Origin of the sequence: Pedobacter sp. Leaf132 (assembly GCF_920984695.1) — a bacterium.
GTDB lineage: Bacteria > Bacteroidota > Bacteroidia > Sphingobacteriales > Sphingobacteriaceae > Pedobacter.
On the sequence record NZ_CAKLBO010000002.1, the window covers coordinates 437,938 to 451,197 of the forward strand.

At 35.3% G+C, this 13,260-nt stretch carries 13 protein-coding genes and 1 pseudogene; 8 read left to right on the forward strand and 6 right to left on the reverse strand.

Annotated elements, in window-relative coordinates; all coding sequences use genetic code 11:
- Window positions 1–52: 52 nt before the first annotated feature.
- Window positions 53–769 carry a hypothetical protein gene (locus LUA86_RS05705; RefSeq protein ID WP_231459647.1) on the forward strand — a complete coding sequence of 239 codons (717 nt, stop codon included), beginning with the start codon at window positions 53–55 and terminating at the stop codon, window positions 767–769.
- A gap of 70 nt (window positions 770–839) precedes the next feature.
- On the opposite strand, the gene LUA86_RS05710 is transcribed toward LUA86_RS05705, so the two are convergent.
- Window positions 840–2,030, reverse strand: coding sequence for an NAD(P)/FAD-dependent oxidoreductase (locus LUA86_RS05710; RefSeq protein WP_231459648.1), 1,191 nt, complete (start codon window positions 2,028–2,030; stop codon window positions 840–842).
- 149 nt (window positions 2,031–2,179) lie between these two features.
- Between LUA86_RS05710 and LUA86_RS05715 the strand changes: the two genes are divergently transcribed.
- On the forward strand, window positions 2,180–3,319 hold the full coding sequence (locus tag LUA86_RS05715) for a 5-(carboxyamino)imidazole ribonucleotide synthase (RefSeq protein WP_231459649.1): 1,140 nt from the start codon (window positions 2,180–2,182) through the stop codon (window positions 3,317–3,319).
- A gap of 52 nt (window positions 3,320–3,371) precedes the next feature.
- Window positions 3,372–3,863 carry a 5-(carboxyamino)imidazole ribonucleotide mutase gene (gene purE, locus LUA86_RS05720; protein ID WP_231459650.1) on the forward strand — a complete coding sequence of 164 codons (492 nt, stop codon included), beginning with the start codon at window positions 3,372–3,374 and terminating at the stop codon, window positions 3,861–3,863.
- Between the two features lie 61 nt (window positions 3,864–3,924).
- Here the strand turns inward: purE and LUA86_RS05725 are convergent, their stop codons facing one another.
- Window positions 3,925–4,488 carry a YqgE/AlgH family protein gene (locus LUA86_RS05725; protein ID WP_231459651.1) on the reverse strand — a complete coding sequence of 188 codons (564 nt, stop codon included), beginning with the start codon at window positions 4,486–4,488 and terminating at the stop codon, window positions 3,925–3,927.
- 45 nt (window positions 4,489–4,533) lie between these two features.
- Between LUA86_RS05725 and pdxH the strand changes: the two genes are divergently transcribed.
- From pdxH to ruvB, 3 genes are read left to right on the forward strand one after another with little or no spacing between them, the layout of a single operon-like run.
- On the forward strand, window positions 4,534–5,184 hold the full coding sequence (gene pdxH / locus LUA86_RS05730) for a pyridoxamine 5'-phosphate oxidase (protein ID WP_231459652.1): 651 nt from the start codon (window positions 4,534–4,536) through the stop codon (window positions 5,182–5,184).
- 59 nt (window positions 5,185–5,243) lie between these two features.
- Window positions 5,244–6,137, forward strand: a complete 894-nt coding sequence (locus LUA86_RS05735) for a 3-hydroxybutyryl-CoA dehydrogenase (protein WP_231459653.1) — start codon at window positions 5,244–5,246, stop codon at window positions 6,135–6,137.
- A 32-nt stretch (window positions 6,138–6,169) separates the two neighbouring features.
- Window positions 6,170–7,192: a Holliday junction branch migration DNA helicase RuvB gene (gene ruvB, locus LUA86_RS05740; RefSeq protein ID WP_231459654.1), complete on the forward strand. Its 1,023-nt coding sequence runs from the start codon at window positions 6,170–6,172 to the stop codon at window positions 7,190–7,192.
- Window positions 7,193–7,512: 320 nt separating this feature from the next.
- Here the strand turns inward: ruvB and LUA86_RS05745 are convergent, their stop codons facing one another.
- A complete protein-coding gene (locus LUA86_RS05745; protein WP_231459655.1) occupies window positions 7,513–7,893 on the reverse strand; it encodes a GxxExxY protein in 381 nt (126 codons plus the stop codon).
- Between the two features lie 124 nt (window positions 7,894–8,017).
- Here LUA86_RS05745 and LUA86_RS05750 point away from each other — a divergent pair, with 124 nt between their 5' ends.
- Window positions 8,018–9,526 carry a carbon-nitrogen hydrolase family protein gene (locus LUA86_RS05750; protein ID WP_231459656.1) on the forward strand — a complete coding sequence of 503 codons (1,509 nt, stop codon included), beginning with the start codon at window positions 8,018–8,020 and terminating at the stop codon, window positions 9,524–9,526.
- Window positions 9,527–9,595: 69 nt separating this feature from the next.
- Here the strand turns inward: LUA86_RS05750 and LUA86_RS05755 are convergent, their stop codons facing one another.
- Window positions 9,596–9,802, reverse strand: coding sequence for a hypothetical protein (locus LUA86_RS05755; protein ID WP_231459657.1), 207 nt, complete (start codon window positions 9,800–9,802; stop codon window positions 9,596–9,598).
- 136 nt (window positions 9,803–9,938) lie between these two features.
- Here LUA86_RS05755 and queG point away from each other — a divergent pair, with 136 nt between their 5' ends.
- Window positions 9,939–10,874 (forward strand): tRNA epoxyqueuosine(34) reductase QueG, encoded by a 936-nt coding sequence (queG, locus tag LUA86_RS05760; RefSeq protein WP_231459658.1) that lies wholly within the window; start codon window positions 9,939–9,941, stop codon window positions 10,872–10,874.
- A gap of 62 nt (window positions 10,875–10,936) precedes the next feature.
- Here queG and LUA86_RS05765 read toward each other — a convergent pair whose 3' ends face one another.
- Window positions 10,937–12,793, reverse strand: a complete 1,857-nt coding sequence (locus LUA86_RS05765) for a M1 family metallopeptidase (protein WP_231459659.1) — start codon at window positions 12,791–12,793, stop codon at window positions 10,937–10,939.
- Window positions 12,717–13,217, reverse strand: a pseudogene (locus LUA86_RS05770) (GxxExxY protein). Before LUA86_RS05770 ends, LUA86_RS05765 begins: the two are co-directional and overlap by 77 nt.
- Between the last annotated feature and the right edge of the window lie 43 nt (window positions 13,218–13,260).

A 13,260-nucleotide genomic window follows, 5' to 3' on the forward strand; every position in this document is an offset into this window, starting at 1 on the left:
AACTAAAAGCCTAATTTAAACGTTTTATACCTACATCAACGCCATTTATTAAATGAGATTTTTGCTAATCCTCTTATTTATATTTTCTGCACTAACTTCTTTTGCCCAAAAATCTTTTACTTTTCCAAAAGTGAAATCACAAGGCAATTCAATTGAACAACTCACGCCAGTTAACTGGACAGTTATTGATAAGGCGAATGGCGATTTGAACGATGATGGTGAGGCAGATCTCGCCATAATTTTTGAATCTAATCGAATTATAGATGAAACCAGAACTTACGGAGATAACAATTCAGACATTATTAAAGAAACACAGAAACCACGTATTCTAGCAATCTTTTTTAAAAATTTATCAACGGGAAATTATAACTTATCAATACAAAATAACGACTTTATACTACGTTCAGAAGAAGGCGGAAAGCTTGGTGACCCTCTAAACCAAATCGGGATTAAAGACCAGCAATTGTATTTACGTTTTCAAGGTGGTGCAGAATGGCGCTGGGAAATGGGTTATACTTTCAAATTTGAAAATAAAGATTGGTTTTTAACAAGTGCTATCAATCTGTATTTTAACCAGAATACTGGCGATATGACGGAGCGAGTTTATGATTTTAAAACACGTGAATTGTTTACAACGGTTGGCAATTTGCATAGAAGAGATGTAGCAAATCGTAGAACAAGTGAGGTTTTATATTTTTCGCAGTTGAGAACTTTTAAAACGTTTAAAAAGCCCTGGGCCTGGGAAATTATGCCGAACGTTTATTTGTAGTTACTTATCATTTTGCCATGGAAACGCGGAAGTCACAGACAATGCTTTGTTTTATAATCTTTAAAATAAACTACAAATTCTGCGCTATAACAAAACCGCTTGTCCAGGCCCATTGAAAATTGTAGCCACCAAGCCAACCGGTAACATCCAAACATTCGCCTCCAAAATACAAATTCGGAATCTTTTTACATTCTAAAGTTTTCGATGAAATTTCATTTGTATCGATTCCGCCACGCATTACTTCGGCTTTATCATAACCCTTATCGCCGGCAGGTTTAACTTTAAAATGATGTATAGTTTGTTCTATTAAATCAATTTCGGCTTTTGTTAAAGTTGCTACTGGCTTTGAAAGCGGTAAAAATTTACCCAAAGCATCCGTAAATTTTTTGGTGTAATATCTGTTCAGCAAAGTTGATAACATATTTTTACCATTCGATTTACGTTCATTATCCAGCAATGAAACAATATTATGGCTTGGAAGAAGATTTAGATTAATTATTGAACCTCTACGCCAAAATGAAGAAATTTGTAAAATTGCCGGTCCGCTTAAGCCCCAATGCGTAAATAGTATATTTTCTTCGAAAGAAATTTCATCGTTGCTAACTTTACAAAATACAGAGTTACCCGATAGTTGTGCAAACCATTCTTCATCTTTACCAGTAATGGTTAGTGGAACTAATGCAGGTGCAGTTTGGATAATTTTTAAATTATGTTTACGGGCAAAACGTAATGCAAAATCTGTTGCACCCATTTTTGGTATTGGTAAACCACCAGTGGCAATAACCAGTTTTTCTGCCTTTATCGTAATTTGTTTACCATTCTTTTCGTAAAGAACCTGAAATCCATCAGGCAGAACTTCAATTTCTCTCACATCAGCATTGCATCGAATTTCTTGTCCAAAATCTTCGCAAATTGATGTAAAAACTTTTACAACATCTTTAGCATTTTTATCATCAGGAAATAATTGGCCTAAAGTTTTTTCCTTTCCCTGGATACCATAAGTTTCAAAAAAATTGATGGTATCATCTACTGTCCATTGCGTGAAAGATGATTTGATAAAGTGTGGATTGGATGATATGAACTGCTCGGCTGAGGCTAATTGATTTGTATAATTACATCGGCCACCGCCAGAAATCAAAATTTTGGCGCCCGGCTTTTCATTTTTTTCGAGTATAATTACTTTCTTTCCAATATATCCGGCTTGTACCGCACACATCAATCCGCAAGCACCAGCACCAATAATTATTGCATCAGCATTCATTTTGCAAAGTTATAAGTTTTAAGGTTATAGTATTGTCTGTTTTATATAGCACAATTACGCTACGAAACTTAAATGATACAAATTGATGTTTGTGCCTTTATCCTTGTTCTTTTTGCTATTTTTGCGTCTTAAAAACTCAATCTTTACTGATGGCAAAACAGATTAGCGAATTAAAGTTAGGTATTTTAGGAGGCGGACAGTTAGGCCGAATGCTTATTCAGCAAGCGATAAATTATAATGTAAACTCATTAGTTTTAGACCCCGACCCAGATGCGCCTTGCAAGCAGATTGCAAACTATTTCGAGAATGGTTCTATCACCGATTTTGATACCGTTTATAATTTCGGAAAGAAGGCTGATATTATTACTATCGAGATTGAAAAAGTTAATATTGAAGCTTTAGAGCAGTTAGAAAAAGAAGGTAAGCAAGTGTTTCCTCAATCGAGAGTGATAAGATTGATTCAGGATAAAGGTGTTCAGAAGCAGTTTTTTAAAGAAAATGACATCCCCACCTCTCCTTTTCAAATTGTAAATACTAAGGAAGATATCGAAAACAGTCAAATTCCTTTCCCTTACATTTTAAAATTACGCAAAGATGGTTATGATGGGAAAGGCGTGATGCGAATTAACAGTTCGGCTGATTTAGACAAAGCCTTTGATGCACCTTGTATTATCGAAAAATTAGTAGATTTTGAGAAGGAGGTTGCAGTAATTGTAGCTCGAAATTCTAAAGGTGATATGAAAACTTTCCCGATGGTTGAAATGGAATTTAATCCTGAAGCTAACTTAGTAGAGTTTTTGATCTCACCATCAACTTTTGCAGAAAGTTTGCAGCAAAAAGCAGAAAACATTGCAATGAATATTGCTTCTTCAATGAATATAACCGGAATTTTAGCTGTAGAAATGTTTGTTTGTAAAGACGGAGAATTGTTAGTAAATGAGGTAGCACCTCGTCCGCATAACAGTGGGCACCAAACTATTGAGGGCAATTATGTTTCTCAGTTTGAACAACATCTGCGTTCTATTTATAATTTGCCTTTAGGCGATACAACGAGTATTACCAATGCTGTAATGATTAATTTATTAGGCGAAAAAGGTTCTGAAGGTGTAGCACAATATGAAAATCTGGAAAAGATTTTGGCTATTGATGGCGTGTTTGTACACTTATATGGCAAAAAATACACTAAACCTTTCCGCAAAATGGGACACGTTACCATTGTCGATATCGACAGAGAAAAAGCAATTGAAAAAGCCAGATATGTTCAAAAAACTTTAAAGGTAATTGCCTGATGGAGTAAAGCACAAGGATAAAATTGAAATTAAAAGATATAAAGAATTAAGAATGAGTGCTAAAGTTGGAATAATTATGGGCAGCAAATCAGATTTGCCTGTAATGCAAGATGCTGCTGATATTTTAAAAGAATTTGGAATTGATTATGAAATAACCGTTGTTTCTGCTCACAGAACGCCTGAACGCATGTTTAATTATGCAAAGGAAGCACAAGGCAGAGGTTTAAAGGTAATTATTGCTGGCGCAGGTGGCGCTGCACACTTACCTGGCATGGTGGCATCCATCACTACCTTACCTGTTATTGGCGTTCCTGTAAAATCATCCAATTCTATTGATGGTTGGGATAGCATTTTATCAATTTTGCAAATGCCAAACGGAATTCCAGTTGCAACTGTGGCTTTAAACGCAGCTAAAAATGCTGGTTTATTAGCTGCTCAGATTTTAGCTACCGCTGATGATTCTTTAACTGTGAAAATGCAGGCTTATAAAGATGATTTGAGAAAAAAAGTTGAAGAAAGTGCTAATGAGATGAGCCAAATATAAATGTCGTGTTGAGCTTGTCTAAAACATTTAATCTTTCGGCAAACTCGGGATGACAAATTAATTAATTTAAACTTGGGTCTGTAGGGAAATTGCTAATATGTGCATACTTCGGGCCCAGGTTTACGATTACATCTCTCCACAATTGCTCATCATCGTTTCCAAAAATTATATCAGGATGAGAAATATCACTAACCATCCAGGCATTTTGCTGTAATTCTTTGGTTAATTGTCCGTTATCCCATCCGGAATACCCCATAAAAAATTTTATTTCATCTTCTTGAATTGCATTTGTGTTGATGAGAATTTTCAGGGTTTCGAAATTCCCACCCCAATAAATTCCATTACCAATATCTTCACCACTTTGTAGTTTATCGTAAGCACGATGAATAAAATGCAACGTATCTGCAGCAACCGGGCCACCAAAATAAATGTGGTTATGCGCATCCCATAAATCTGGTATTACATCTTTTAGAAGAATATTTTCAACCTGATTAAGGATATAACCTATAGTCCCGTCTTCGCCATGTTCTGTTACCAAAACCACTGAACGTTTAAAATTAGGATCGGCCATGAAAGGCTCAGAAATTAATAATCGGCCAGTTTTTGGTTTTATGTTATTAAGCATGATGATAATCATTTGTAGCACCATAAAAGATGCTTATGTTTGTTTATGCAAGTTACAAATGAATTTCTACAAAACCTGCGCCAAGATTACAAAAGCGCCACGTTAGATGAATCTGACGTTGATAATAATCCAATTACCCAGTTTAAAAAATGGTTTGATAATGCTGTTGAGGCTCAGATTTATGAGCCCAACGTAATGACTTTAGCTACAGCCGACAAATCAGGAAAACCTGATGCAAGAATTGTTCTTTTAAAAGGTGTTGACGAAGATGGTTTCAGATTTTTCACTAATTATTTAAGTGCAAAAGGCAAAGAGTTAAAAAGAAATCCTTATGCGGCATTAGTTTTCTTTTGGCCTGATTTAGAACGACAAGTTAGAATAGAGGGTACAGTTGAGAAACTTGATAAGGAAACTTCAGAAGAATATTTTATAACACGCCCTGTTGCAAGTCAAATTGGTGCGGTAGCATCTCCTCAAAGTCAGGTTATACCAAACAGAGCATTTTTGGAAGAGAAATTTGAGGAACTTAAAACTAAAAGCGATGGTAAATCAATTGCTAAACCTGCCCATTGGGGCGGTTATATCGTAAAACCAACCAGAATAGAATTTTGGCAAGGACGCCGGAGTCGTTTGCACGATAGAATCAATTTTGAACTGGTAAAAGGCGCTTGGATAAAGAACAGGTTAGCGCCATAAATTGATATAATTTTATTTTATTGCCATCAGAAAAGAACATCAATTTTTAAAGATTTAAAATGAAGAATATTTCAGTAATAGGTTCGGGTACCATGGGCAACGGAATTGCACATACCTTTGCTCAATTTGGTTATCAGGTAAATTTAATTGACATTAATCAAAACGCTTTAGATAAAGCAATTGCAACAATTGATAAAAATTTAGAGAGACAAGTTGGTAAAGGAACTTTAAAAGAGCAGCAAAAAGCTGATGCATTAAATAATATCCAAACATTTACATCAATAAGTGATGGTGTAAAAACAGCTGATTTGGTTGTTGAGGCAGCTACGGAAAATGTGGAGCTTAAATTAAAAATCTTTCAGGATTTAGATGGCTTCGCTCCTGCCGATGCAATTTTAGCTTCAAATACTTCATCGATATCTATTACACAAATTGCCGCTGCTACCAATCGTGGCGATAAAGTTATCGGAATGCATTTTATGAATCCCGTTCCGGTGATGAAATTGGTTGAAGTTATTAGAGGTTATCAAACCAGTGATGAAACGACTAAAACTATTATGTCGCTTTCAGAAAGTTTACAAAAGACACCGGTTGAGGTGAATGATTATCCTGGTTTTGTGGCCAACCGTATTTTAATGCCTATGATAAATGAAGCCATTTTTACTTTATATGAAGGAGTTGCCGGTGTTTATGAAATTGATACCGTAATGAAATTAGGAATGGCACATCCAATGGGTCCACTCCAATTAGCAGATTTTATTGGTTTAGATGTTTGCTTAGCGATTTTAAATGTACTGAATGATGGTTTTGGAAATCCAAAATATGCTCCTTGCCCACTTCTTGTAAATATGGTAAGGGCTGGTAAAAAAGGTGTAAAAACTGGCGAAGGTTTTTATAAATACACTGCTGGTTCGAAGGATTTAGTAGTTGCTGATAAATTTAAAAAATCCTAATTTTTTTAGCATTTAATTTTATATTTGCCAATATGAATGAAAATCTTGATCCGGAAGCAGACAATTTAACACCAATAGATAGAGATATTGAACGTGTTTTACGTCCGCAGGCATTTGAGGATTTTACCGGGCAGGAAAAAGTTATGGAAAACCTGAAGATTTTTGTTCAGGCAGCCAAACTTCGTGGAGAATCTTTAGATCATGTTTTACTTCACGGTCCTCCGGGATTAGGGAAAACAACTTTATCGCACATTATAGCTAATGAAATGGCTACCGGCATAAAGGTAACTTCCGGACCAGTACTAGATAAACCTGGTGATTTGGCCGGATTATTAACCGGTTTAGATGAAGGAGATATCCTTTTTATTGATGAAATTCATCGTTTATCACCTTTGGTAGAAGAATATTTGTATTCTGCAATGGAAGATTTTAAGATAGATATTATGCTTGAAACCGGACCCAATGCAAGGTCGGTTCAAATCTCTTTAAATCCTTTCACTTTAGTTGGTGCAACAACCCGTTCGGGTTTGTTAACTGCGCCTTTAAGGGCTCGTTTTGGGATTAATGCAAGATTAGCTTATTACGATGCTAAATTGCTTACTACCATAGTTCTACGTTCTGCAGAAATTTTAAAAACGCCTATTAGTGATGAAGGTGCTTATGAAATTGCCCGCCGCAGTCGGGGTACACCACGTATTGCTAACGCACTTTTACGCCGAACCAGAGATTTTGCTCAAATAAAAGGAAATGGCAAAATTGATACTGAAATTGCTAGTTATGCCTTAAATGCTTTAAATGTAGATGAGCATGGGCTTGATGAAATGGATAATAAGATTTTAGTAACCATTATAGATAAGTTTAAAGGCGGTCCGGTTGGTTTAAAAACTATTGCAACGGCTGTAGGTGAAGATGAAGGTACGATTGAAGAGGTTTATGAACCGTTTTTAATTCAGGAAGGTTACATTATGCGCACCTCTCGCGGTCGGGAAGTTACCGAAGCGGCTTATAAGCACCTTAAGAAAAGTTTTCCTGGGCAAACCGGGAAGTTGTTTTAATTTTACCCGCAGATTTAAAATGATAAAATCCGCAGATTTTCGCGGATTATTGCCAAAAGATAAAATCATTTTAAATCTGCGATTCTTTTCTGTGGAAATCTGCGGGAAAGAAGTATTTGCATTCGTGAATCATATCAATCTATTTCGAACACTCATAAGTAAAAATCATTTTAAATCTGCGTTTCTTTTCTGTGGAAATCTGCGGGAGAGAACTATTTGCATTCGTGAATCACATCAATCTATTTTGAACACTCATAAGTAAAAATCATTTTAAATCTGCGTTTCTTTTCTGCGGAAATCTGCGGGAGAGAACTAGCACGCTAATCAAGCTTATTAACCTTTCTGAAAATATTATCTGAAATATTATCAGTATTAAAATTTATAAGCAATCCTAATTTCAAACCAGATAATCTTAAATAGGTCAATAACTGTTTGTGATGGACTGGTGCTATAATTTCTACAGATTTAAGCTCTAAAATCACTTTTTGTTCAACTAGTAAGTCAAGTCTGTATCCTACGTCAATAGAAATCTCTTCATAAACCATCGGCAAAGAGACCTGACTTTTTACCTTCAAACCTTCTTTTTGAATCTCGTATTTTAAAGCTGCTTCGTATGCGGATTCTAATAACCCTGGTCCTAAAATATTATAAACTCTAAATACGCAACCGCGAATTATATAAGATATTTCATTCTCTGTCATTTTTAAAAATAATAATATTTATTCCAGTTAAGAGTAAAACTGTATCTTCCTCCACAATTAAAACAGGTAGAAAGAAAAACATTAACCAAACTTTTCTGTTCATAAGTTGTAAAACCAGCAAATTATGAATATCGAATTACGAAAATTAACAATCGAAGATTATGCCGATCTAAAAGAATCTATGCTGCAAGCCTATGATAGCATGGGTGGTTCTATCTGGCCGAAATCGAGTATTGCCAAGCTCATAAATATTTTTCCTGAAGGACAGCTTTGTATTGCTGTAGATAATAAAGTGGTTGCCTGCTCGCTATCGATTATTGTAGAATATGATGAATATGGTGATAGACATACTTATAAATTGATTACCGGAGATTATTCTTTTACTACTCACGATCCGAATGGAGATACTTTATACGGAATAGAAATTTTTGTTCATCCAGAATTTAGAGGTTTAAGATTAGGCAGAAGGCTTTACGAAGCAAGAAAAGAACTTTGCGAAAGCTTAAATTTAAAAAGCATTATAGCCGGCGGACGAATTCCAGGTTACCATACCTTTGCTGAAACGCTTACACCAAGACAATATATTGATAAAGTTAAGGCAAAGGAAATTTACGACCCTACCCTTACGTTCCAGATTTCTAATGATTTTCACGTTAGAAAAGTGCTTAAAAATTATCTTCCCGGTGATAAGGAATCAAAGGAATATGCAACTTTGATTGAATGGAATAACATTTACTATCAGGGTATTGATGCATCTGCCCGTTCTGCAATGACGATAAGATTGGGCCTTGTACAATGGGAAATGCGATTATTTCCTGATTTGAACACTTTTTATGAACAAGTAGAATTCTTTGTTGATGCATTAAGTGGATATAAATCTGATTTCGTGATGTTTCCGGAACTTTTTAATACACCATTGCTCCAGCCTTACAATCATTTACCAGAGATTGAAGCCATGCGAAAGTTAGCTGAGAAAACTCAGGAAATTGTGGATAGAATGCACGAATATGCCTTAAGTTACAACGTGAATATTATTACCGGAAGCATGCCTTTATTGGATGATGGCAAATTATATAACGCAACCTATTTATGCCACAGAACGGGTAAAATTGATGAATACAGAAAAATACACATCACACCGAACGAACAAAAATACTATGGAATGATTGGTGGCGATAAAGTTCAGGTGTTTGATACAGATTGTGGTAAAATTGGAATTTTGATTTGTTATGATGTAGAATTTCCGGAACTGAGCAGAATTTATGCCGACCAGGGAATGCAAATTCTATTCGTTCCGTTTTTAACGGACACTCAAAACGGATACACACGTGTAAGGCATTGTGCGCAAGCCAGGGCAATTGAAAATGAATGTTACGTAGCTATTGCAGGCTGCGTTGGAAATTTACCAAAGGTGAATAATATGGATATTCAGTTTGCTCAATCTGCTGTTTTTACTCCATCTGATTTTGCTTTTCCAACAAATGCAGTAAAAGCTGAAGCCACGCCAAATACCGAAATGGTTTTAGTAGTTGATGTTGATTTACACCTTTTGGATGAATTGCATCATTACGGAACGGTAAAGGTTTTAAAGGATAGAAGAAAAGATTTGTATCAGGTAAAACTTCTCAAATAAAGCTAATTCTTCACAAAAAAAAGCCGGTTATCACAAAGATAAACGGCTTTTCAATTGTACTAAAGCTAATTATTTTCGCAGGGCGAACCATACTATTAAGCCAATTAATACGGCTATTGGTAATATCCATTTTAAAACAGAACCCGCTCCGTTTTCGTCTCTTTCTGTAACTGCCGGTTTTGCAGGTCCTGGGTCGTTTTTATGATTTTCGTAATCTTGTTCTATCGGTTTTGGAGCTTCTCCGCTTTCCGTATGTTTCGGATCTATATTTTCCATTATAAAAAATTTGCGTTAGTTGGCGTATTCGGGCTAATTAAATTTTCAATGATGTCAATCATTTTAAATAGCTTTTCGAATAACAACAAGCGATTAAGCAAAAGGTTTTAATTCTAAGCCCTATCTTTGCAAATCGATGTACAGTAATTCTGCAAAATATAGTCAATTGATTAAGAGCGAAGCAATGCGCTTAGGCTTTTTAGATTGTGGTATTTCCAAGGCAGAATTTTTAGAAGAGGAAGCGCCGCGTTTGGAGCATTGGCTTAATAATAATCATCATGGCGAGATGAAGTACATGGAGAATTATTTTGATAAACGGCTTGATCCTCGCTTATTGGTTGAGGGTGCAAAATCAGTTATCTCTCTATCTTTAAATTATTATACCGAGGATAAGCAGCAAGATGCAAATGCGCCAAAAATTTCAAAATACGCTTACGGAAAAGATTATCATACGGTTATAAAAGATAAATTAAAAGAACTCACTCATTTTATTGAAGAAAACATAGGCGAGGTTTCTGGAAGAGCGTTTGTTGATTCTGCTCCTGTTTTAGATCGTGCCTGGGCAAAACGATCGGGCATTGGATGGGTAGGCAAAAATTCAAACTTAATTAGTAAACAACATGGTTCTTTTTTCTTTTTAGCAGAGCTGATTATTGATTTAGAGCTAGCTTACGACCACCCTTTCCAAACAGACCATTGCGGTACCTGTACCCGATGTTTAGATGCCTGCCCAACTGATGCAATAATTGCTCCTCAGATAGTTGATGGTACAAAATGCATTTCCTACTTAACTATCGAGCTTAAAGATGAAATTCCGAATGAGTTTAAAGATAAGATGGACAATTGGATGTTTGGATGTGATATTTGTCAGGACGTTTGTCCGTGGAACCGATTTTCTAAAGTCCACAATGAACAGGCTTTTTTACCAGAAAGCGGTTTACTGGATTTAACGGCAAAAGAACTTACTGAAATTACGGATGAAGTTTTTAAGAAAGTTTTCAAAGGTTCGGCAGTTAAACGAACGAAATATGCTGGTTTAAAAAGAAATATCGATTTCTTGAAATCTACTTAAATAGAAATTGCGAAGCCCGAATCAATCTTTTTCAATTGTTCATGCTTCGCAACTATTAAATTTTAATTTACAGAAAGGCTATTATCTGATTTAGCTTTATCAGGTGTATGTGCATCGCCCATTACAACTTTGGATAATTTCTTTTGTGTTTTAATATTAATCATTGTTTCATTATTTCCTTTTTCCCAAACAGAAATGGTACTGTGGTTTTTTTCTGTTGAGCCGTCATCAAACTTCAACATTAAATCAATCGGTAGCGGTTTTCCTTTATTTTCTATAGTGATTGTGTATCCATCAGCAGTTTTAATTGCTGATTTAATGGCCATATCGGTTACTCCACCTTCAAAAAACCAGCGTTTCCAAAACCAGTTCAGGTCTTTTCCACTACCCTTATTTATGCTATTAAAGAAATCGTAAGGCATCGGATGTTTTCCATTCCAATTTTTTATGTATTGATGCAAAGCTTTAGTAAATAATTCATCACCCAAATAATCTTTAACAAATAAATAAGCTAAAGCTGGTTTTGGGTAAGAATTGGTAAAAGAACCAGAACCTTTTAAGTCGGGTGTTAAAGTCATAATCGGCGAATCATCTTTGCCACCAGAGCTTGAGGCTGTATTTTGAATACCATATTCATCAACAATTGTCGAATCAATCATCGGTGATATTAGCCATTCGCCAATAGTTGCCCAACCTTCATCCATCCAGCCGTATTTTGTTTCATTTATTCCCATATAAAAAGGAAACATGGTATGAAAAATTTCATGATCGGTTAGGGTAATCGCGTCTTCACGGCTATCAACCGGATTATCGTTTACCATCATTGGGTATTCCATTTGGTCTAGACCATCAAAAACTGTTTCATGGCTGTAAGGGAATGGCCATTTTGGAAATTTGAAACTCATGGCATCAACGGTTTTACGGGCGAAATCAATCACTTCATAAAAATCTTTATGTTTAGGATTGAAAACGGCATCTACCCTTGTTCGCCTTTTTGTTGTTGAATCAACAATTAAACTTGATGATTTCCATAAGTAATGATCGCTAAGCGCAAATACAAAATCAGTTACATTTTTCGCACTAAATTTAAACGTGTTGAATGGTTTATTTTGCGTTACCCTTTTATCAGCAAGGTCTTTTTCAGTTATAACATCTGTAACTGCATCATTTTTTTCTGCAGATGAAATTCTGGATACAATTTCCTTTTGAAAAACATCATTGGCATTTTTTAAATCGCCAGTGGCCCAAACAGCATAGCCACCCGGAACAGTAATTTCTGCATTGAAATTATCAAAATCGTTGTAGAATTCTTCAGCGCCAGTGTAAGGGAATTTATTCCAGCCATCAACATCATCATAAACTGCAATTCTTGGAAAGAAATAAGCAATAAAATGCGAGCCTTCATCAACTTGTCCGGTACGCATGTGCGAACCTTTGTTTAAAATATAATGATAAGAAATGCTAAAATTTATGGTTTTACCAGGCAAAAGGGGCTGAATTTTCACGGTCATATTCGTCCCATCAATGTTATAATCGTTGATGGTTTTTCCATTGGCTGCTAAATTTTCAATTTTAACACCATCACCCAAATCCGATTCAGAGAGTTTCGCTTTACGCGGAACACCTTTTTTATACAAATTTGGATAGAGCTTAAACCAAATTTTTTTCAAAGTATCCGGACTATTATTGGTATAAACCACATCAACCTTTCCAAATAACAATCTGCTAATCGGGTTAAAGTTTACTTTAAGGTTGTAGTTTGAAGAATTTTGCCAGTATTTTTCACCTGGTTTACCATCAAAACTTCTGGTTTTGTTTTGGTAAGTTCTTTCAAAAACGGGTTCAACCGGAAGTTTGGTTTGGCCAATTGCCAAACTTCCAGTAAGGATAAAAAGGGCAATAAGTTTTAAAAATTTCATATTTAAAGATTAGGTTAACCACAGATGTACACAGATAAACACTGATGTTTAATTGATATCCGTTAAGCATTCTTTTGATTTCTATTCTCGGCTTTCCAAAGTTAATTAGAAAGCCACATCGCCTATTGCAAGCAACTAAATAGTTCATTAATTGAGCTTGATGGATTTCGGTCAGTTCTCTAATAGCTTTTATTTCTACAATTACTTGATTTTCTACGATGAGGTCAGCGAAATATTCGCCAACAATTTGCTCATCATACAAAACATTTAATGATTGTTGTTTCACAACATTCAAGTTCATTTATGAGATTTCGAGAAACATTGCGTTCTCATAAACTTTTTCTAAAAATCCGGCACCTAATGTGTTTGAAACTGTGTAAGCAGCACCAATAATTTTTTCTGTTATGAGATTAAGTTCTATCAAATTAATCGATATCTGTGTTTATCCTCTTTATCTGTGGCATTAA